14 protein-coding genes and 1 riboswitch are annotated in these 21,261 nt (G+C 72.4%); of the genes, 9 read left to right on the forward strand and 5 right to left on the reverse strand.

The window, feature by feature from the left end:
• Positions 1–140 precede the first annotated feature (140 nt).
• Complete coding sequence (locus tag DVR05_RS07410; RefSeq protein WP_116245069.1) at positions 141–1,697, reverse strand: polysaccharide deacetylase family protein; 1,557 nt, start codon at positions 1,695–1,697, stop codon at positions 141–143.
• Between the two features lie 123 nt (positions 1,698–1,820).
• Positions 1,821–3,374: a polysaccharide deacetylase family protein gene (locus tag DVR05_RS07415; RefSeq protein WP_116245070.1), complete on the reverse strand. Its 1,554-nt coding sequence runs from the start codon at positions 3,372–3,374 to the stop codon at positions 1,821–1,823.
• Between the two features lie 242 nt (positions 3,375–3,616).
• A riboswitch (cobalamin riboswitch) is annotated at positions 3,617–3,829 on the forward strand.
• A 143-nt stretch (positions 3,830–3,972) separates the two neighbouring features.
• On the opposite strand from DVR05_RS07415, the gene metE reads away from it, so the two are divergent.
• The gene (gene metE, locus DVR05_RS07420; protein WP_116245071.1) at positions 3,973–6,264 is read left to right on the forward strand and encodes a 5-methyltetrahydropteroyltriglutamate--homocysteine S-methyltransferase; all 2,292 of its coding nucleotides are present in this window, start codon (positions 3,973–3,975) and stop codon (positions 6,262–6,264) included.
• 155 nt (positions 6,265–6,419) lie between these two features.
• On the opposite strand, the gene DVR05_RS07425 is transcribed toward metE, so the two are convergent.
• Both DVR05_RS07425 and DVR05_RS07430 read right to left on the reverse strand, forming a co-directional pair.
• Positions 6,420–7,403 carry a DUF3558 domain-containing protein gene (locus DVR05_RS07425; protein WP_116245072.1) on the reverse strand — a complete coding sequence of 328 codons (984 nt, stop codon included), beginning with the start codon at positions 7,401–7,403 and terminating at the stop codon, positions 6,420–6,422.
• 413 nt (positions 7,404–7,816) lie between these two features.
• Positions 7,817–8,902, reverse strand: a complete 1,086-nt coding sequence (locus DVR05_RS07430; protein ID WP_116245073.1) for a hypothetical protein — start codon at positions 8,900–8,902, stop codon at positions 7,817–7,819.
• 454 nt (positions 8,903–9,356) lie between these two features.
• Here DVR05_RS07430 and DVR05_RS07435 point away from each other — a divergent pair, with 454 nt between their 5' ends.
• From DVR05_RS07435 to DVR05_RS07465, 7 genes are all read left to right on the forward strand, one after another.
• On the forward strand, positions 9,357–10,313 hold the full coding sequence (locus DVR05_RS07435) for a methionine ABC transporter ATP-binding protein (protein WP_116245074.1): 957 nt from the start codon (positions 9,357–9,359) through the stop codon (positions 10,311–10,313).
• Positions 10,313–11,044, forward strand: coding sequence for a methionine ABC transporter permease (locus tag DVR05_RS07440; protein WP_369974510.1), 732 nt, complete (start codon positions 10,313–10,315; stop codon positions 11,042–11,044). Before DVR05_RS07435 ends, DVR05_RS07440 begins: the two co-directional genes overlap by 1 nt.
• Positions 11,045–11,117: 73 nt before the next feature.
• The gene (locus tag DVR05_RS07445; RefSeq protein ID WP_116245076.1) at positions 11,118–11,984 is read left to right on the forward strand and encodes a MetQ/NlpA family ABC transporter substrate-binding protein; all 867 of its coding nucleotides are present in this window, start codon (positions 11,118–11,120) and stop codon (positions 11,982–11,984) included.
• Positions 11,985–12,159: 175 nt separating this feature from the next.
• Entirely contained in the window at positions 12,160–13,557 is a 1,398-nt protein-coding gene (locus tag DVR05_RS07450) for a GH1 family beta-glucosidase (RefSeq protein WP_116245341.1), read from the forward strand.
• A 99-nt stretch (positions 13,558–13,656) separates the two neighbouring features.
• Positions 13,657–14,691 carry a LacI family DNA-binding transcriptional regulator gene (locus DVR05_RS07455; RefSeq protein ID WP_116245077.1) on the forward strand — a complete coding sequence of 345 codons (1,035 nt, stop codon included), beginning with the start codon at positions 13,657–13,659 and terminating at the stop codon, positions 14,689–14,691.
• A gap of 143 nt (positions 14,692–14,834) precedes the next feature.
• Positions 14,835–15,059, forward strand: a complete 225-nt coding sequence (locus DVR05_RS27305; RefSeq protein ID WP_116245078.1) for a hypothetical protein — start codon at positions 14,835–14,837, stop codon at positions 15,057–15,059.
• Positions 15,060–15,087: 28 nt separating this feature from the next.
• Complete coding sequence (locus DVR05_RS07465; RefSeq protein WP_116245079.1) at positions 15,088–15,765, forward strand: hypothetical protein; 678 nt, start codon at positions 15,088–15,090, stop codon at positions 15,763–15,765.
• Between the two features lie 136 nt (positions 15,766–15,901).
• On the opposite strand, the gene DVR05_RS07470 is transcribed toward DVR05_RS07465, so the two are convergent.
• Entirely contained in the window at positions 15,902–17,146 is a 1,245-nt protein-coding gene (locus DVR05_RS07470; protein WP_116245080.1) for a D-alanyl-D-alanine carboxypeptidase family protein, read from the reverse strand.
• 588 nt (positions 17,147–17,734) lie between these two features.
• Between DVR05_RS07470 and DVR05_RS07475 the strand changes: the two genes are divergently transcribed.
• Entirely contained in the window at positions 17,735–21,061 is a 3,327-nt protein-coding gene (locus DVR05_RS07475; protein ID WP_116245081.1) for a nitrate- and nitrite sensing domain-containing protein, read from the forward strand.
• The last annotated feature ends 200 nt before the right edge of the window (positions 21,062–21,261 follow it).

The raw sequence follows: 21,261 nt of genomic DNA on the forward strand, positions 1-21,261 counted from the left end.
GACACCGTTCCGACGCCCGGTCGACCGTCTCGACCGGGCGTCGGCGCATTCCGGTGCGCACCCGCGCACCGGGCGCGGGATGCGGTGCCGCCACCGGGGACCTCGCCGCCCGGACCCGCCCCGCGTCCTCCCCGCGCCGGTCAGGACTCCGGGGCCTCGCCCTCGTTCCCGGGCACCCGGCCGTGCCGGGGGTAGGACTCCCCGGGCTCCGGATCGCCGATCACCTGCGATGCGGTCGCGAACACGAAACCCTCCCCGCGCAGCCGCTCGATGATCTCCGGGACGGCGGCCACGGTCGGCGACAGGGTGTCGTGCAGCAGCACCACCGAGTCCCGCTCCGCCGCCGCCACGACACGGTCCGCGATCTCGTCCGGGGCGAGCCCCTTCCAGTCCTCGCTGTCCAGGTTCCACAGGACCTGGGCCATCCCCTGGTCGCCGATCTCGGCGAGCACCTCCGGTGAGCTGTCTCCGAAGGGCGGCCGGAACAGCCGCACCGTGTGTCCGGTGTGCCTGCTGACGATCGCGCTCACCGCCGCCACCTGTCCCGGCAGATCGGCCTCGGGCATGTCGGGCATATGCTCATGCTGGTCGTTGTGGCTGGCGATCTCGTGCCCCTCGGCGTAGGCGCGCCGGTAGGCGAGGGGGCGGGTCAGCGCCGGGTCGGCGTTGAGGAAGAACGTCGCCGTCACCTCCTCCTCGGCGAGCAGGTCGAGCAACGGCGCGGTGGTGTCGGCCGGACCGTCGTCGAAGGTCAGCGCCACGCACCGGACCCCCTCGGCCCGGCAGTCGACGTTCTCGTCCCCGGCGGCGACCTCCCCGGGCACGGCGGGCCGGGGGTCGGGGGCCCGGCCCGGTTCGGGTACCGCGTAGTCCGGTTCCTCCCGTAGCGAGGCCGCACGCGCGCGCTCGCCCAGCTCGGACAGGAGCGGATCGGCCTCGGCGGAGTCGACCACCACGGCGACGCGCCCGGGGGAGGAGTCCGGTGGATGACCCTCGCGTACCGGGGACAGGTGCCCGTCGTCGAACTCCACGACCAGGTCGCCGTCGGTGTTGAAGCCGAGGGAGTCGTAGCTGGCCCGGATCGGGAAGAGGCTCCCGGTGTCGACGTCGGGGCGGCCGGCCAGGTCGGCGCGGACGATCTCGTTCAGCTCCGCGAGTTCCTCCTGTCCGGCGATCAGTTCCGAGGAGTAGCGGGTCAGCCCGGTCTCGGCGTCGTACCAGTACGTCTCGTACCCCTGCCGCAGCCCGTGCAGGTCCTTCTCGGTGCGGGTCAGGCGCACCCCCAGCACGCCGTCCCCGGCGGCGGCGACCTCCCAGTCGACGGTCAGGGACACCGGGTCCCGGCTGGCCCCCCGGAAGTCGAGCACCTCCCGGTCCACGAGTGCGGCGAGACCCTCGGCGAACTCCGGAGCGCCCTCGAACTCGGGGTAGGCGACGGTGATGTCCAGCCCCTCGGGGAGGTGGGGGTGGCCGCCGTAGTCGGCGGCGCCGCCGGTCCACTCGGTGACGGCCTCCTCGGGCTCGTCCAGAACCACGGTGATCCGGTCGGCGGAATCCGCGTCACCGGTGGCCGTCCCGCACGCGGTGGCGGTCAGCGCCAGCGTGACGGCCGCGGCGCCGGACCGCCACGGGCCGCTCCGTCCGCTGCCCAGGGGGTGGCTGCTCTGCTGCTGGCGCGCTCGGATCGACGGCTCCACCGGACTTCCTCACCCCTGCCGGACGGTTGGCGGCTGACGGGAGCAACATAGGTGACCCGGACCACGCGCCCGGGGCGATGGCCACATGTGGTCACCTCCCTGGCGCGTCCGGTGGCGGGCGTGTCAGTCCTCGGGGTCCCCGGCGGGTTCCTGGCCGTCGGAGCCGTCCTCGGGGTCCTCCTTCTTCTCGGGTCGGCCGTCGTGGTAGGTCGCGCCCGGGGTCGTGGTCCCCAGCAGTTGGGAGACGGTCACCATCGTGTAGCCCCGCGCGTCGAGCTCACGGATGATCTCGTGGGACGCGTCGATGGTGGTGCCGTGGATGTCGTGCATGAGGATGATCGCGCCGTCCGAGGCGCCGCCCAGGGCCCGGGAGGCGACCAGCGAGGCGTCGCGGTCCTTCCAGTCGAGGGTGTCCACGCTCCAGATGATCTGGGCCAGCCCCATGTCCTCGGTCACGGCGGCGACACCGTCGTCGGTGGCACCGTAGGGCGGACGCATCAGGTCCATGGTGTAGCCGGTCTCGCGGAACACCTGCGCCTGGACGGTCTCGAGTTCGTCCCGGACCCCGTCCCGGCTCAGGCCGGTCAGGTCGGGGTGGCCCAGGGTGTGGTTGGCGATCTCGTGCCCCTCGGCGTAGGCGCGCCGCACGGTGCGGGGATGCTCCAGGACCGGGACCCCGGTCACGAAGAAGGTGGCGCGGGCGTCGTACTCGGCGAGCGTGTCCAGCAGTTCGGGGGTGCGCCCGCCGGGGCCGTCGTCGTAGGTCAGGGCCACGCACCGGGTCTCGGGGTCGGAGCAGTCCACCGTGTCGTCGACGGGGGAGATCAGGCCCGGCCGTTCCTCGGTGCTCCCGTCCTTGTCCGCCTCGGGCGGCCCCGACACGGAGAAGGACTCCACTCCGACGGTCGCGGCGTCACGGGCGCGGACGCCCAGGTCGGACAGGAGTGGATCGGCCTCCTCCCGATCGACGACCACGTGCACGGGGCCTTCGTCGACGGGGGCGACCTGCCCGGTGTCGAACTCCACGACCAGGTCGCCGTCGGGGTTGAAGCCCACCGAGTCGTAGAGCGCGGCCACCGGGAGGACGGCCGCGCCGTCGACCGTCTCCGGGCTCCGCTCCCGGACCAGCGCGTTGAGCCGGTCCAGTTCGTCCTGGCCCGCGACCAACTCGTTGGAGCCGTGCGTCAGGCCGGTGTCGGCCTCGTACCAGTACGTGCTGTGGCCCTCACGGGAGCCCTCGGAATCGGTCTCGGTACTGGTCACGCGTACGCCGACCAGGTCGTCGTTGGCGGCGGTCAGACCCCATTCGGCGGAGTAGGTCTCCGCTCCGGGGTTGGCCGCCTCGAAGGCCGCCACGTCGGCGTCGAGGGTGCGGGAGAGGAAGTCGGTCAGCGGTTCGGCGTCGGGCAGGACGGGGTAGGTCACGTCCGCGGAGACGTCGCCGTCGTAGGACAGCGTCTCCTCCGTCACGTCGACCACGTCGGCCGGATCGACCACCGTCAGCCGGTCGGGTTCTCCGGTGGCGGGGAGGGGGGCGTTCTCCTCCTCCGTCCCGTGCGCGGCGTTCTCTGCGGGGTCGAGGACGGAGAAGACGCCGGATTGGGTTATGAGCAGCACCAGCCCCGCCAGCACCGCCACCGCGACCACGACCGTGACGAGGGGGCGTCGGGTTGCCATGGTCCGTGGGGACTGCTTGTTCACCAGGGGTTCTCCACGTTCATCGTCAGACGAACGTTCGTGAGGCGGCGGGGGAGGCCGTCCCACGTAACGCTTATGTCGGGTGTGACGCGCGCCACGCGACTGGGGTTCACGGTGGGGTGGCGCGCGGAAATGGGGTTTCCACGCCGGGTGCAGGGACGTGAGGGGGCCTCCCTATACTTGCAGCCGTGGAAGGTACGCGCTCCACTTCCGGGCCGGGTGTCACCGGTTCGGAGTGTGGTTCGCGTCGCGAGAGGGAACCCGGTGGGAATCCGGGACTGCCCCGCAGCGGTATGTGGGAACGACAGTCGCCAGAAGCACTGGTAAACCGATCGGAACGGTCGGAATCTGGGAAGCGGCGGCCAGTAGGACGTCGGTGCGCGCACCGACGGTGCCCGCGAGTCCGAAGACCTGCCTCCACCCGGCGGCGCACCCGTGCCGTCGGTGGTCCCGTGCCCCGAGGGAGGGCCGAGGGCGGTGGCGGACAGGTGCGCGCCCGCGGCGCGCCCCTCATCCAGCCGTGCCCCGTCGTGCCCTCGTGGCCGGAACCCGGCTTTCGACGAGGGAGAGAAGCTCGATGACCACGACCCCGGCCGCGAAGGCGGCCGTGCGCTCCACCGTGCACGGCTACCCCAGGATCGGCCCGCGCCGTGAACTCAAACGCGCCAGCGAGTCCTACTGGAAGGGCCGCACGAGCGCCCGGGAACTGGACGCCGTCGCCGCCGACCTGCGCGCGGGCGTGTACGCCCAGCTGCGTGCGGCGGGCGTCGACGACCTGCCGTCCAACACCTTCTCCTACTACGACCACGTGCTGGACACGGCGGTCCTCTTCGACCTGGTGCCGTCCCGGTTCGCCTCCCCCGCGACCGCCGGGGACCGCGACGAGGAGCTGCGCCGTTACTTCGCGCTCGCCCGGGGCGAGCAGGGCGCGCCGCCGCTGGAGATGACCAAGTGGTTCGACACCAACTACCACTACCTCGTCCCCGAGCTCTCCCCGAGCACCCGCCCCCGCCTCGTCGGTGACAAGCCGGTCGCCGAGTTCCGCGAGGCCGCGGCGGCCGGGTACCACACCCGTCCGGTCCTGGTCGGCCCGCTGACCTTCCTCCTGCTGGCCAAGGCCGCCGACGACGCCCCCGAGGGGTGGGCGCCGATCGAGCTGCTCGACCAGCTCCTGGACGCCTACGGCCGCCTCCTGGCCGAGCTCGGGGCGGCCGGGGCCACCGAGGTGCAGCTGGACGAGCCGATCCTGGCCACCGACGAGGGCCGCGCCGCCGTCGACCACCTGGAGCGGGTCTACCGGCGTCTGGGCGGCCTGACCGACCGTCCCTCCCTGCTGGTCTCGACCTACTTCGGGTCCATCGGCGCCGCCGCCCTGCGCGTGCTCAAGGAGTCCCCGGTCGAGGCGGTCGGCCTGGACCTGGTGACCGACACCGAGGGCGTCGACGACCTGGTCAAGGTCTCCGGCCTGGGGGACACCCGCCTCGTCGCCGGTGTCGTCGAGGGCCGCAACGTGTGGCGGACCGACATCCCCTCGGCCGTGGCCGGGCTCGGCACCCTGCTCGCCCTCACCGACGAGCTGACCGTGAGCACCTCCTGCTCGTTGCTGCATGTGCCGATCGACCTGGACGCCGAGTCCTCCCTGGACCCCGAGCTGCGTGAGGCCCTGGCTTTCGCCAAGCAGAAGGCCGAGGAGGTCGCGCTGCTGGGCCGGATCCTGTCCGAGGGGACCGGGGACGAGTACACGGGCGGGGAGGCGGGCGGCGCCGACCCGGCCTTCACCGACGCCCGGGTGCGCGCCCGTCTCGACGCCCTCGGTCCGGACGCCTCCGAGCGTCCGCAGGACCGGGGCGCCCCCACGGACACGCCGCTGACCACGACCACGATCGGATCCTTCCCGCAGACCGCCGAGCTGCGGCGGGCACGCGCCGCCCACCGCAGGGGTGAGCTGGGGGAGGAGGAGTACCACCGGATCCTCCGTGCGGAGATCGACCGGGTGATCGCGCTCCAGGAGGAGATCGGCCTGGACGTGCTCGTCCACGGCGAGCCCGAGCGCAACGACATGGTGCAGTACTTCGCCGAGCAGCTGCGGGGCTACGCCACCACGGAGAACGGGTGGGTGCAGTCCTACGGTTCGCGCTGCGTGCGTCCCCCGATCCTGTACGGGGACGTCTCGCGCCCCGAACCGATGACGGTCGAGTGGATCACCTACGCCCAGTCCCGCACCGACAAGCCGGTCAAGGGCATGCTGACCGGCCCGGTGACCATGCTCGCCTGGTCGTTCGTGCGCACCGACCAGCCGCTGGGGGACACCGCCCGCCAGGTCGCGCTCGCCCTGCGGGACGAGATCGCCGACCTGGAGCGCGCGGGGATCCGCCACATCCAGGTGGACGAGGCCGCGCTGCGGGAGCTGCTGCCGCTGCGCGAGGAGCAGCGCGGGGCCTACCTGGACTGGGCCGTGGGCGCGTTCCGCCTGGCCACCTCCGGGGTCGCGCCGACCACGACCATCCACACGCACATGTGCTACTCCGAGTTCGGCCTGATCGTCGGTGGGATCGAGGCGCTCGACGCCGACGTCACCAGCGTCGAGGCGGCGCGTTCACGGATGGAGCTGGTGGAGGACCTCGGCCGCCGCGGCTACAAGCGGGGGATCGGCCCGGGCGTGTACGACATCCACTCGCCGCGGGTGCCCTCAGTGGAGGAGATCGAGGCGTCCCTGCGCCTGGCGGTCGCGCACATCGACGCGGGCAACCTGTGGGTCAACCCGGACTGCGGTCTGAAGACGCGCGGGTACGCCGAGACCGAGCAGGCCCTGCGCAACATGGTCGAGGCGGCCAGGCGGGTGCGCGCCGACCTGCCCGGGGCGCACTGACCTCGCCCCGAGCCCCGGGCGGGGAACGAGCGGCAGGTGAGGGCGACGACGCAGAATCCCGGTTCTCCGTGTCCGGAGTCCCGGGCCAATCCGTGAGGACATGAGAAAGGGGGCCGCGGCGATGCGCCGCGGCCCCCGCCGTGTCCGGGGCCGGATCAGGTGCCGACGAGGGCGAGCGCCTCGGCTCCGGCGTTGAGCATGATCTCCTCGGTGTTGTCCGGCAGGACCAGGTCCTCGGGGTCGCCGTCGGAGAGGAAGCCCGGGCTGACCTGGTACTCGATCCGGATGTTGAGGTTGGCGCTCCGGATCAGCAGGACGGCCTGCGGGACCTCGTCACCGGCGTAGTCGTAGCGGGTGACGACGTACTGCGCCTGGTCGCCCAGGTCCACCTCGCGGTTGTCCTCGACGCCGTCGGCGATGTAGAGCGAGTAGTCGCTCGCCCCGGTGACGTCCTCCACGGCCGCCTGGAAGTCCTCGGTGGCCCGCTCGATGGAGTCGGAGGCCGAGTAGGGCACCGAGTAGGTCAGCCGCAGGGAGGCGTAGTCCTCGGAGTCGTTGCCCTCCGGGGCGTCGGCCAGCGTGCTGGAGCACCGGGAGGTGGTGTCCTGGACGGACTTCTCGCCCTCCTCGGTGAGCAGGAAGTCGGTCTGCACCTGCTCGGTGAAGGCGTCGCACGGCTCGGCGGGCACGGCGTAGGGCGGTTCACCGGCGGGCGTGGTGTCCGTGGCGGGGGCCGGGGCGTCGGTCGGGACGTCGTCCTCGACGGTCTCGGTCGGGTCGGCGATCACAGGGGTGCTCGGGGAGCCGTTGGTCAGCACCGTGACCAGCACGGCGATCACCAGGATGACGATCACGACGCCGCCCACGATGACCACCCACAGACCCGCCTTGCCGCCACCGCTCTTGGGCGGCTGGGGAGGAGGCGGAACGAAACCGGGGCCACCCGGTCCGCCGGGGCCGTAGGGCGGCTGCGCACCCCCGGGGTAACCGGCACCGTAGCCGGGCTGACCACCGGTACCCGGGTCGCCGTAGGCGCCTCCCTGGGGAGGCTGGGGCTGGCCGTAGGGCGGCTGGGCCCCGTGTTCCCCGCCACCGTAGGGGTTCTGGGGTGGCTGGTTGTAAGGTCCGTTTTCGCTCATGGCTCCCCTCGCCCGGTGGGTGTGCTGTATCGGTGACGCGTGAGAGCGCCGCTGGGTTCGCGGGTCCACCGCGACGCCGGGCCGCCGACGGTGCGGGGCGGCGACCACGGAACCGCGGGGGTGAGCCGCCCGATCGTACCGGCCCGTGGGCGAGGACGGGTGGCGCGGAACGGGGGATCCCCGGTGTCGTGAGGAAGTCCCTGGTGCCGGGCGTGCTCGGGGTCGGATCAGGCACGGTCGTCCCCGCAGGCCAGGGCCGGGACGTGTTGCATCCTAGCTCCGGTGAGCCCCCGAGTGGCAGGTGGGATACCGGTCAGGTGGGTGAATCGTCACCGTTTCGTGTCGCTCACGTGGGATGGTGAGGTCCTGGTGGGCGGGTGGCCGGTTCCGGCCACCGGGTGGTGCGCGGCGCCTCAGAACATCGAGATGTGCACGTGGTCGAAGTGGTTCTCGGTCACGCTGCCGCGGTCGGCCATGGGGCGCCACCCCTCGTTGCCGCGGCGGATGTCCCAGATCTGCTGCCGGTAGATGATGTACATGATCCCGAAGTCCTCGGCGTTCTCCTTCGCCCACTCGGCGATGTCGTACCCGCGCTGGACCTGCTCCGGGGACGGCATCTGGCCGTTGCCGTTGACCATGAAGTCGCAGGCCCGGCCCTTGGGGTGCTCGCCGACCACCCAACCGCCGTTCGGTCGGTAGCAGCCCACGCCGCCCACCTCGGTGCCCCGGCCGAACCGGGCGATGATCTCGTCGCGCATCTGGCGCGTCCGCGGGGTGATGTTGTCCGGCGGTTCCATCGGCTGGTAGGGGTGGTCGGCGATCATGCGCTGCACCTCGCGCCGACGGTCCTCCAGCTCGTCCAGGTCCTCCTCGACCTGCTCCAACCGCTCCTGCGCGGTGGCCTGCGCGGCCTCGTCGCGCTCCAGCGCCTGCTCCAACTGGTCGATGAGGTCGTCGTGGGTGGAGGACAGGTAGTCGATGAGCACCGCGCGGTCGATGATCTCGTCCGGGTCGGAGTCGACGAACAGCGACATCGAGGGGTCGATCCCGTTGGCGGTGTAGGTGGCCACGGCCAGCGACCGCACCTCGGCGCGGGCGGCCTCCACATCCTCACGCGAGCTCTCGGCGCGCTCCTCGGCGTCCTCGGCCTCCTCCATGACCGCTTCCATGTCCCGCAGCTCACCCTGGAACTCCTCGGTGAGCGCCTCGGCGCGGGCGCGCAGGCTGTCCATGTCCTCCGGCTCGCGCGGCGCGACGGTCGCCGCGCCCGCGCCCTGGGGCACGGCCACCAGGAGGGCGGCCAGGACCACGGACAGGGTGCCCGCCGCGGCACGGGCGGGGCGGCTCACACGGCCGGGTCCGGCGGTGCGGGGCAGGAGGTCGGCCAGGACGTCGTGCCACGTCCACACACGGGGGTCCGGTGCCCAGAAGTCGGCGAAGGGGTCGTCCCCGGACGCGCGGCAGGCGCCGTCCCCGCGGATCGGATCGTCGGGCTGCACGGTGTGATCGCTCCTCGGGCCCGCGCGTTTCCCGTGGGCGGGAGCGCCGGGCACTGCTGCTCGTGTGTCCCGGAGCGGTTGTGGGGACCGCTCGGGCCGGGCTCTCGCACACGGGAAACGGCTCGGGCGAGAGTCACGGGATCGTCATGAGTGTAGGCCCGACCGTGCGGATTCGGAAAAGACGGGGTCAAGCCACCACATCCCAAAATACGTGATGTGGTCAAAATAACCTGATCACGGACACCGGATTCGCTGATCGGACCCGCCTACGCGTGGTTGAGTTGGTGCGGCGGCGGCTCCCGCGCGCTCCGGCGCGTCGCCTCCGCGCGGCCCCCGGACCCTCCGTACGCTCGGACGCGGGCGTCGAACCCGCGCTGAGTCCCGCCTCGGGCGATCCCCACGGGCGCCGAGACACCACCGCTGAGACGTCGATGGGAAGACCGTGATTGACGCAGTGGGCCTGCACAAGGTCTACCGGTTGAACAAGCACCGGGTGAGCGCCCTCAACGGCGTCGACCTGCGTGTCGAACCCGGGGAGATCTACGGGGTCGTCGGACAGAGCGGCGCGGGCAAGAGCACCCTGCTGCGCTCGGTGAACCTCCTGGAGCGCCCCGACGCCGGCACGGTCACGGTCGCCGGACAGGAGCTGACCTCGCTGCGCGGTGCCCGTCTGCGGGCCGCCCGCCGGGGGATCGGCATGGTCCACCAGCACTTCGCCCTGCTGTCCTCGCGCACGGTCGCGGGCAACGTCGGCTTCCCGCTGGAGGTCGCCGGCGTGGACCGCGCCCGCCGCCGGGCCCGTGTCGGGGAACTCCTGGAGCTGGTCGGGCTCGGCGACAAGGCGCGCGCCTACCCCTCCCAGCTCTCCGGAGGGCAGAAGCAGCGCGTGGGCATCGCCCGGGCGCTGGCGTCGGCTCCCGAGGTCCTGCTCAGCGACGAGGCGACCTCGGCCCTGGACCCGGCCACCACCGAGTCCATCCTCGCCCTGCTCGGCCGCCTGCGCGACGAACTGGGGCTGACCATCCTCCTGATCACCCACGAGATGGACGTGATCAAGCGGATCTGCGACTCCGCGGCCATCATGGAGGCCGGTGAGTTCCGCGAGTCCGGCCGTGTCCTCGACCTCATCGGAACCCCGGGCTCCCTCCTGGCGCGCTCCCTGTTCCCCATCCCGGAGGGCGGCGGCCCCGACACCGTCGTCGTCACCTACCCGCGCTCCTTCGACGAGCCGCTGATGTCGGAGCTGACCCGCCGCTTCGACGTGGACGCCAACATCCGCGGCGGGGGCGTGGAACGGGTCGCGGGCCAGTCCGTGGGCCGCCTGAGCGTCGACGTGCGCGGCGCCCGCCGCGCCGAGGCGCTGACCTTCCTGTCCGAACGCGGTCTGCTGGTCGAGGAGGCCGCACAGTGATCGTCGACCCCGCCCTGGTCCTCGCCTCGGCCACCGAACCGACGGGAGCGTGGAACGCCGTCGTCGCCTTCGTCCGGGACTGGCCCCAGATGTGGCCGGACCTGTGGCTGGCCACCCTGGACACCCTCTACATGGTGTGGTGGGCGACCGTCTTCAGCGTCCTGTTCGGCCTGCCCCTGGGCATGCTGCTGGTGGCCACCGACCGCGGCGGCCTGACCCCCGCACCGGCCGTGCGCGCCGTGCTCGGCGCGATCGTCAACGTCGGCCGCTCCCTGCCGTTCATCGTCCTGATGGTCGCGGTGCTCTCCCTGACCCGCTTCCTCGTCGGGACGACCCTCGGCCCCACCGCCGCGATCGTCCCGCTCAGCATCGGCGCGATCCCCTTCTTCGCGCGCCTGGTCGAGACCGCGGTGCGCGAGGTGGACCGGGAGGTGGTCGAGGCCGCGCACGCCATGGGCACCCGCAAGCTCACCATCGTGGGCAAGGTGCTGTTGCCCGAGGCGCTGCCGGGGTTGGTCGCCGGTCTGGTGATGACCGTGGTCACCCTCATCTCCTACTCCGCGATGGCCGGTGCGATCGGCGGCGGAGGGCTGGGCGACCTGGCCATCCGCGAGGGCTACCAGCGCTTCAACGACCACTACCTGTGGGCGACGGTCATCCTCCTCATCGTGATCGTGCAGGCCTGCCAGAGCCTGGGGGACCTGGTGGTGCGCCGCCTGGCCCGACGCTGACGACCGCCCCCGCCCCCCCGTCCTCCCCCCGCCCCCACCGAGGTGTCCACGTCCCGTGGGAAGGGAGAAGGCGATGACGGGGAGTACGAAGGCGCGCGCGAGTGCGGTCGCCGGGGTGGCGGTGGCGCTGCTCGCGGCCTGCGGGAGCCCGAGCGAACGCGCGCGGGAGGAGGACGGGGGCAGCGGCGAGGGGCCGACCACGCTGAGGGTCGGCGCCACGCCCGTGCCGCACGCCGAGATCCTGGAGTTCGTCGACGACGAGCTCGCGGCCGACGCCGGGCTGGCCCTGGAGGTGGTGGTCTTCACCGACTACAACCAGCCCAACGCGGCGCTGGCCGAGGGTGAGCTGGACGCCAACTACTACCAGACGCTGCCGTTCCTGGAGGAGTACCTGGCGGGCAACCCGGAGGTGGGGCTGAGCTACCTGTCGGACGTGCACCTGGAGGCGTTCGGGATCTACTCCCAGGAGGTCTCCGACCTGGCGGCCCTGCCGGAGGACGCGCGCGTCGGGCTGCCCAACGACACCTCCAACATGGGCCGGGCGCTGGATCTGCTCGCCGCGGAGGACGTGATCGTCCTGTCCGACGACGTCGGTCCCACGCCGACGCTCGACGACGTGGAGACGGGGGAGGGTGCGGCGGTCGAGCTGGTCCCGGTGGAGGCGGCACAGCTGCCCCGGTCGCTGCCGGACCTGGACGCCGCGGTGGTCAACGGCAACTACGCCCTGGAGGCCGACCTTCCGACGACGGCGAACGTGCTGGCCTGGGAGGCCACCGAGGGCAACCCCTACGCCAACGGCCTGGTCGTGCGCACCGAGGACGCCGCCGACCCCGATCTGCTCCGCCTGGACGAACTCCTGCACAGCGCGGAGGTCCGCGCGTTCATGGAGCGGCGCTGGGCGGGTGTCGTCATCCCGCTGGGGATCGAGGAGACCGGGTGAGGGCTGCCGCGCCCCGGGCGGAGCGCTCCGCCCGGGGCGCGGCCGGGTACCGGACGGGCGGCGGTAACGGTTGGGTCTCGCCGCCCCGACCGTTCGTTGACAGCCGAGCAGGCGTTCTGCTTCCGTGATGGGAGCGCTCCCATAGCTCCCACCACGGAAGGTGCGTACCGACATCGTGACCGATCACGAACAGTTCCCCGAAGGCTTCCTGTGGGGGGCCGCCACCGCCTCGTTCCAGATCGAGGGCGCCACCGCCGCCGACGGCCGCGGGCCCAGCATCTGGGACACCTTCTGCGCCACCCCCGGCAACGTCCTGGGCGGCGACACCGGTGAGCCGGCCGTCGACCACTACCACCGCTACCCCGAGGACATCGCCCTGATGCGCCGACTCAACCTCGGCGCCTACCGTTTCTCCATCGCCTGGCCGCGTGTCCTCCCCGAGGGGGCGGGGCAGGTGAACCAGGCGGGGCTCGACTTCTACGACCGCCTCGTGGACGCGCTGCTGGAGGCCGGGATCCAGCCGTGGGCCACCCTCTACCACTGGGACCTGCCCCAGCGTCTCCAGGACGCGGGCGGCTGGCCGAACCGCGACACGGCGCTGCGCTTCGCCGACTACACACGGATCGTCGCCGACGCGCTCGGCGACCGCGTCGAGAACTGGATGACGCTCAACGAGCCCTGGTGCGCGTCCATCCTCAGCCACTACCACGGTGAGCACGCCCCCGGCCACCGCGACCCCGTCGCCGCGCTCACCTCCGCCCACCACCTGCTGTTGGGCCACGGGCTGGCCGCCGAGGTCCTGCGCTCGACCGGTCACACCGCGCGGGTCGGCCTCGCCCACAACCAGGCGGTGATCCGGCCCCACGGCGCCACCGCCGAGGACGTGCGCGCCGCCCGGCGGGCCGACGGCGTGCGCAACCGGATCTTCACCGACCCCCTGTTCAAGGGCGCCTACCCGGCCGACGTGATCGCGGACCTGGCCGACATCACCGACTTCTCCTTCGTCGCCGACGGCGACCTGGCGACCGTCGCGGCCCCGCTCGACTTCCTCGGCGTCAACTACTACATGCCGGAGTGGGTCGCGGCCTCGGCCAAGGGGCTGGACCCGGACGCCGTCAGCGGCGAGGGCGGAGCGTGGCTCGGGGCCTCCCCCGAGGAGGTGCACGTCTCCCAGGGGCTGCCGGTCACCCACATGGGCTGGGAGGTCGACCCCAGCGGCATGTTCGACGTCCTCCGGCGCCTGGCCGCCGAGAGCGGCGGGATCGACCTGTACGTCACCGAGAACGGGTGCGCCTACGAGGACACCGTCACCGACGACGGCCGGATCCACGACACCGACCGCGTCGACTACTACGAGGGTCACGTGCGTGCCGCCCTGGAGGCCGTACGCTCGGGCGTGCCCCTGCGCGGATACTTCGCCTGGTCCCTGCTGGATAATTTCGAGTGGGCGTGGGGATACTCCCGCAGGTTCGGACTCGTGCGCGTCGACTACGACACCCAGGAACGCCTGGTCAAGGACAGCGGCCTGTGGTATGCGCAGCTGGCACGGGAGGGCCGCGTACCGACCCGGTGACGCGTGCCGCGCGGACCGCGTGCCGCGCCCTCCGCCCCCGCGTGCGCGCCGTCGCGGCGGGGGCGGATGCGACGACTCGACCCCAGAGGGAGCAGCGAAGTGGCCAGAAGCGGTGGCGGTCGGCGGCGTCCGACCCTGGAGATGGTGGCGGAGCGCGCCGGTGTCGGCCGCGGCACCGTCTCACGGGTGATCAACGGTTCGTCCCAGGTGAGCCCGCGCACCCGCGAGGCCGTGCACAACGCGATCGCGGAGCTGGGCTACAGCCCGAACCAGGCCGCGCGCACCCTGGTCACCCGGCGCACCGACACCGTCGCGCTGGTGGTCTCCGAGCACCGCGACCGATTGTTCACCGACCCCTACTTCGCCGACGTCATCCGCGGCGTCAGCTCGGTCCTGCACGAGCGCGACCTCCAGTTGCTGCTCACCACCGCCCAGACCGAGGAGGAGCACAAGAAGATCGGCGACTACCTCAGCGGCTCCCACGTGGACGGGGCGCTGCTGGTGTCCGTGCACCGGGACGACCCCCTGCCGCGCCGGCTGGAGGAGGCGGGCGTGCCCGTGGTGCACGGCGGCCAGCCGCACGCCGCCGACCGGACCGGCGGCGTCTTCGTCGACGTGGACAACGCGGGCGGTGCCCGGTCGGCGGTGCGGCACCTGCTCGACATCGGCAGACGCCGGGTCGCCACCATCGCCGGTCCCCAGGACATGTCCGCGGGCGTGGACCGCCTGACCGGGTACCGGCAGGTGATGGAGGACGCCGCGCTCGGTGTCGACGAACGGCTCGTGACCGCCGGGGACTTCAGCGTCGAGGGGGGAGCGCGGGCGATGGAGCGCCTGCTGGAGACCGGTGTGGACCTCGACGCGGTGTTCGCAGCCTCCGACCTGATGGCCGTCGGCGCCCTGCGCGTCCTGCGCGAGCGCGGACTGCGCGTGCCCGGGGACGTCGCCGTGGTCGGCTTCGACGACATCCTCGTGGCCCAGCACTGCGAACCCCCGCTGACCACCGTGCGCCAGCCCACGGTGCGCATGGGCCAGGAGATGGCCCGGCTGCTGGCCGACGTCGTGATCCCCCGGACCGGGCAGGCCGAGTCGATCGTCCTGGACACCGAACTGGTGGTGCGCGACTCGGCCTGAGCCTGGCGGGCACATCGCCCACCACGCCCCGGACAACCGCCCGAACCGGCTCTGACCCGCCCGTTCACCGGTATCACGGGTGGACGCGCGCCCCGCCGCTGTGCGAGGCTGGTCGCGATTTCGCGGGGAGACGGTGGGAGCGCATGGACCCGACGCGGGAACCGACACATGCCCGGTGCGCGATAGCCTCATGCGGCTGGTGCGAGCGGAGCGGTGTCGACTGCCGCTTCTGCGCGGGTACGGGGTGGTGGCGGCCCGAACAGCCGCACCGGGACGGCAACGGCGTCATCGTGTGGCGGCGGGTGGAGGAGCCGTGCCGGGGTTGCGCCGGAACCGGCAAGGAGCACAGCCCCGTCGCCGCCGTGTAGGGGCTCCCCTCGACGAGGAGGAACGACGTTGGACTGGGTGACCTACCTGTCGCCGAGCGGTGGCGGTGCCCGTCTCGGAGCCCTGGAGGACGGCGACGTCCTCGGCTGCCCCGTGACCGACGACCTGGCCGCGCTGCTGGACGCGGGGCCGGAGGCGATGGCGGAGGCGTACTCCCGCGCCGTGGACGACCCCGTGGAGATCATCGTCGAGCCCGAGGCCCGGATCTGCGCGCCGCTGGTCCCCGACGACCCGGTCCGGGCGCGGTTCGGGGACACCGAGGCCGAGATCGTCCCCGACCTGGTCCGAGGTGTGGACGACGGCGTGGTGTCCGGTGCCCGGACGGCGCGGATCGGTATGGCCGCCGTGTCGGGGGCGAAGGACCCCACCGCCGCCTACACCCTGGCCTGCCTGTGGCTCGACGGCGCCGGGGAACCCCTCCAGCTGACCCTCGGTCCGGACCTGGTGACCCGGGACGAGCTCGTCGACGACGGGGACGAGATCGTGCAGGAGTTCGACGCCTTCGTCGGCGACGACCTGCTGGGCCACGGCGGGGTCCGTCCGGGGGACGCCTGGTTCACCTCCGGACCCGGTCGGGTGCGCGCCCTGCTCTGCCTGGACACCGGCCCCCTGGAACCCGACGACGAGCTGAACGTGTACGCCGGGACGCTGGGCGGCTTCGAGGTCCGGGTGGGCTCCCTGGTCTGACACCGGGCGGGGGAGGCGTGGTCGGGCGCGTTCCGGCGCGCTCGGTCGGCGTCGTGGCCGCTGGTCCGCGCGGCCCCCGACCCGCCGCCTTCCCGGGCGCCGGTCGGCGTCTGTCCCCCGGGACGCGGCCCGGGCCTCACCCGGTGAACTCCCAGTGCCAGGGCTCGAAGCCGCCGCGCGCCCAGTCGGGGTTGACCCAGCCGTGGGCGGGTGCGTGGGAGAGCATCCACGTGTGCTCGGGACTGCCGAGTTCGTGCACGCCGCCGCACAGGTCCACGGCCAGACCCAGACCGTGCTGACTGGTTCCGGGGCGGGCGGCCATACCGGGCAGCATCTGGTGGAACAGCAGCACCTGCTCGTGGTAGGGGCGGTAGGAGTCGGCCACGCACATCGGGCGGCCGAACCGCTCCTGGTAGGCGGCGTCGAGCCCGACGAACGCCGCGGCCGCGTCCGGTCGCAGGTGTTCGCCCGGCTGGGGGAGCGGACACAGCGCGGACGCGGGGAGACGGCCGTTGGCGTGCCCGCCTCCGTCACCGCCGGCGCACGTCGGGGTGTGCGGGGCGGCCGTCGCGTGGCCGGTGTCGACCTTCCGCGCCCCTCCCGTCCCATCGGCACCTTGTGCCTCCTCCGTCACCTCCGTCGAGGTCTCGGTCCGCGGCGCCGGGCGGCTTTCGGCGAGCAGTTCCTCCAACCGGCTCCGCTCGTCCAGCAGCTCCTCGAACCGCTCCTCCTGGGCGCTGAGGGCGGCCTCGGCGCGCTCGCGGGCTGCGGCCGCCGCCTCCGCGGCCTCCGTCTGGTCCTCCTCGGCGCCCCGGGCCAGGTCGGCGAGGGTGCCCGCCGCCACGCGCGCCGCCTCGGCCCGGTCGAGTTCGGCGGTGCGGTGTCCGGTGAGCAGCGTCAGGTAGGCCCCGCGTTCGAGCAGCCCCTCCGGTCCGCCGAACCAGGCCGCCGCCGGGTGTGGCGCCCCGCCCTTGTAGACGGTGGCGGCCTGGCGCGCGGCGGCCAGGCGTGCGTCCTCCCGCCGGGCCCGGGCGGTGGCGGCCCGCTCGTCGGCCGCCTCCCTGCGGGCGGAGACCTCGGCCAGGCGCTCGGCCTGGTGCCGGTAGTCCTCGATCCGGTCCACGGCGGTGCCGCGCAGGTCCGCCAACTCGGCGCGCAGGGCCGCCAGTTCCACGCGTACGGCGTCGAGTTCGGCCTCCTCGGCGGGCTCGGAGGCCCCGCGGGCCGTGCCTGGCGCAGCGGAGAGCAGGACGAGGAGGAGGGCCGTTCCCCACGTGAGAACGGTGTTGACCGAAAAGGCACGGTGGATCTCGTGGGGACGCTCGGTCCAGGGGTCGGTACCGACCGTGTATGACGATGGACGCGATGGTGTGCGCGGCATCCGTTCCTCCCCCCACCTGCATATACGTCATGTCACGATGTCATGTCGGGTCGGTCGTGATGGGGAGGCCGAGTGCGTGTCCAAATAGTTACCCGGCCTGAATGGGGGTTTTCGGACAGCACTGATGACCTGGGATGTTGGTCGAAATGTCGACTGGCGGGGCAGAATGGGGCCGGATGCGCACGGATGATCCCGTCGAAGGCCACCAAACGGTCGAAGCGAGTCCTTCACGCCCATTGGTACGCTATCCACCGCACGCGCACCTAAGAATCCCGTTAGGTGGGCGGCGCCTCTCCTCCCAGGCGAGTCCGGCGGACAGTCTTCCCATCTTCCCCAAACTCCCACCGCTTCCTGATCCGGCGGGTCGCATGGTCCGATCCGATCCCACCCGAGGGCCTCTTCGGTCAGGAGTGGTCCATCCCTGGGTTCAACAGCCGTTCGAGGCGGTGACACGAAAGGTTGCGAGGGTCCGTGTCGACACGAGCGACAGCAAGCGGGGCCAATGCGCAGAGCGAGGCAGCGCAGGCCGAACATGCCGATGCCGCGCCTCGGCGCAGAGCCGACTGGTGGCGGCCACGTAACTGGCGGGTGCGCTCCCGACTGGTGGCCCTCATCGTCATCCCCACGGCCGTGGCCCTCGCCCTCGGTGGTCTGAGGGTCTACGAGTCCACGGACACCACCATCACCCACGCGCACATCGAGGACCGCGCCAACGTCGGTGTCACCATCGTGGCGCTGGCCAACCAGCTCGGCCGGGAGCGCTCGGCCAGCGCGGTCTACATCTCCGACAACCCCGACCCCACGCGCCGCTCCGACGAGCTGCGCCAGCGGTTGGAGGAGGAGCGGGACGCCTCCCGCGAGCTCCAGACCAGCCTCATGGCCGAGCTCTCCGCGATGGGCGACATGGACGGCGGCCTCGCGCAGACCCGCCTCGAAACCATGCGCAGCCAGCTGGAGAGCCTGGACTCCCTGCGCAACGAGGTCGATGAGACCCGTGTGACGGTCCTGCCCGTGGTGACGAACTACCGCACGGTCTCCCGGTCGCTGCGCGAGTTCAACCAGACCATGGCCGACCAGAGCTCCGACACCGACCTGCGGGAGGCCGTGCGTGCCCTCACCGCCCTGTCCAGCGCGCGCGACCAGCTCTCCTACGAGACCGCGCTGATGAGCCACTCGCTCTCGCGCAACACGATGACCGGCGGTATCGCCGAGGCGATCGAGTCCAGCCGCGCGCGGTACGAGAACGAGATCTCCAACTTCGTCCAGGCCGCCTCGCCCGAGCAGCGCGCGATCTTCGACGAGAACTTCACCGGTTTGGAGGTCAGCCAGGTCTCCACGATGCGCATGCGCGTCATGTACCGCGCCGAGCGGGGCGACTCCCTGACCGGTGTGACCTCCAACGACGGCCCCGAGGACTACCAGGAGATCGCCGACACCGCGCTCGACCTCCTCCAGACGGTCGAGACCGAGATCGCCACCGAGATCGCCAAGGACGCCGACGAGCTGGGCGACGCGGCCCTGATGCGCACGATCACCGACCTCGTGGTCGTCGCGCTGGTCCTCCTCGCGGTGTTCGTCCTGACCTCGCTCGTGGTCCGCTCCCTGGTGCGCCCCCTGCGCACCCTGGAGGACGGGGCCCGCCGCATCGCCGAGCGCGACCTGCCCGAGGCGATCAACCGGATGCAGGAGGCCGGCAGCGCCCCCGAGGTCCGCATCACGCCGATCGAGGTCGACACCAGGGACGAGATCGGCGAGGTGGCCCGCGCCTTCGACGACGTCCATCGCGTGGCCCTGACGCTGGCCTCCGACGAGGCCGCCCTGCGCAGCAACGTCAACGCGATGTTCGTCAACCTCTCCCGCCGAAGCCAGACCCTGGTGGAACGGCAGCTGCGCCTCATCGACGGTCTGGAGCAGTCCGAGCAGGACGCCGACCGCCTCTCCGACCTGTTCCAGCTGGACCACCTCGCGACGCGTATGCGCCGCAACAACGAGAACCTGCTGGTCCTGTCCGGTCAGGACAACACCCGCAAGTGGGCCCAGCCCGTCCCGTTGGTCGACGTCCTGCGCGGCGCCGTCTCCGAGGTCGAGCAGTACGAGCGCGTCAACGTGCGCGCCCCCTCCCACATCTCCGTGCTCGGCCGCCCGGTCAACGACGTCATCCACCTGGTCGCCGAGCTGGTCGAGAACGCCACGTCGTTCTCACCGCACGACACCGAGGTCCTGGTCAGCGCCAAGACCCTCGCCGACGGCGGCGTTCAGGTCGACGTCACCGACAGCGGTATCGGCATGGCCCCCGAGGACCTGGCGGCGATCAACGCCCGTCTTGCGGCCCCGCCCGTCATCGACGTCGCGGTCTCGCGCCGCATGGGTCTGTTCGTGGTCTCGCGCCTGGCCCACCGCCACGGCGTCCGGCTCAGCCTGATGGAGGCCCACGGCGGGGGCACCACCGCCCGCATCATCTTCCCGCCGGACCTGCTCATCACGCCGGTCGAGGGCCAGCACGCCGTCGGCGGCGTCGATCCCCGTCCCGAGCTGTCCCCGGGCGCGCCCGACACCTACGCCGAGGCTGAGGCGGCCTTCGCCTCCAGCCCCGCCCCCGCCGAGCCCGGGGACCCGTGGCAGGGCCAGGACGCCGGGTCCGACCTCAGCGCCCTGGGCGGTCTGCCCAAGCGCCAGCCCGGCGGCAGCCGCGGCGACGAGCACCCGCCGAGCGGCCAGGACCTGTGGGACACCGGCCAGGGCTCGAACGGCTCCGGCTCGATGTTCGAGCCGACCAAGGGCGCCGGGACCACCGGGACGAACGGCTCCGACCTGGGCGGCACCCAGCCGGTGATCGACCCCTACGACGTCTCCGACGAGGAGGAGACCCAGCCGGACGGCCCCGGGCGCAGCCTCTTCGACCCCGGGCCCCGCTCCGGGGACGGGGCGTCGGGCCGTCCGACGGACACCGGGGTGTTCTCCCGTCCGACGGACACGGGCGCGTTCACCCGTCCGACGGACACCGGGGCGTTCTCCCGTCCGACGGACACGGGCGCGTTCAGCCGTCCGACGGACACCGGGGCGTTCTCCCGCCCCACGGACACCGGCGCGTTCAGCCGTCCCACCGACACCGGGAGCCACGGGCGTTCCGACGATCGCTCCCAGGACTTCTTCGGCGGCTCCTCGTCCGCGGCGGACGGCCATGCCGACACCGGCGCCGGCCAAGGCACCACGGGCGGCCACGAGCGCCCCGCGTCCCCGTCCGGAGAGGACACCGAGTCCTTCCCCGCGGTCTCCCCGGACTGGACCTCGCGCCCGTCGGCGCCCGAACAGCCCGCCACCCCGTCGTCCAACGACACCGGGAACTGGCGCACGGGCGGAACGGACTCCCGCGAGGGGTACGGCTCGACCGCGTACCTGTCCCGCCGCTACGGGGGCGCCCAGGGGCCGAACAACACCGTCGTGCCGCCGACCCCGGCGGGCGAGGGCTCCGACTCGCTGCCGATCTTCGACGCCATCGAGTCCAACTGGTTCAAGCGCCGCAGCGGCGGCCCGACCGTGGACTCCACCGAGACCGGACCGATCCGGCAGGTCGACGCCGACCAGCCCGCGCAGCGGTCGGACGACGCGCGGTCCGCCCGCTCCGGCCAGGGCGGCCAGCGCGGCGGTTCGGAGAACGAGTGGCAGTCCGCGGCCGACCGCGGATGGAAGGCCGCGCGCACCGCGGCCGAGCCGCTCGCCGGCGGTCTGACCACCTCGGGCTTGCCAAAACGAGTTCCCAAGGCAAACCTTGTGCCGGGGACCGCCCCGCGACCGGAGAACTTCAAGCAGATGCCCACGCGCAGCGCGGACCGTGTCCGCAACCGTTTCGCGGGCTTCCAGAAGGGCGTCCGGGAAGGGCGGAACCAACTGGGTGAGGGCTCGACGGAGGGATGACCTCAGTGGAACGTGGTGGGACAGGGTCCCCCTTATTCACGGAAGCCGGATGCAATAGCATCTACCGAGCTTCTCGGACGGGCTGCACCCAGCGCTTGACGAGACTCGAACACCAGACCTCCGGTGGCCGTCCCCTCAGGCGGGCCCGGGAAGAACGCAGGAACAGTGCTGTCACATGCCGTGCCGGCGGTAACAGTGCG

Origin of the sequence: Nocardiopsis sp. FIRDI 009 (assembly GCF_003386285.1) — a bacterium.
Classification (GTDB): domain Bacteria; phylum Actinomycetota; class Actinomycetes; order Streptosporangiales; family Streptosporangiaceae; genus Nocardiopsis.

Bases quoted from the DNA above. Each gene is read 5' to 3' on its own strand.
- DVR05_RS07415 (WP_116245070.1), bottom strand. From the start codon at position 3,374: ATGGCAACCCGACGCCCCCTCGTCACGGTCGTGGTCGCGGTGGCGGTG.
- metE (WP_116245071.1), top strand. From the start codon at position 3,973: ATGACCACGACCCCGGCCGCGAAGGCGGCCGTGCGCTCCACCGTGCAC.
- DVR05_RS07425 (WP_116245072.1), bottom strand. From the start codon at position 7,403: ATGAGCGAAAACGGACCTTACAACCAGCCACCCCAGAACCCCTACGGT.
- DVR05_RS07445 (WP_116245076.1), top strand. From the start codon at position 11,118: ATGACGGGGAGTACGAAGGCGCGCGCGAGTGCGGTCGCCGGGGTGGCG.
- DVR05_RS27305 (WP_116245078.1), top strand. From the start codon at position 14,835: ATGGACCCGACGCGGGAACCGACACATGCCCGGTGCGCGATAGCCTCA.
- DVR05_RS07470 (WP_116245080.1), bottom strand. From the start codon at position 17,146: ATGCCGCGCACACCATCGCGTCCATCGTCATACACGGTCGGTACCGAC.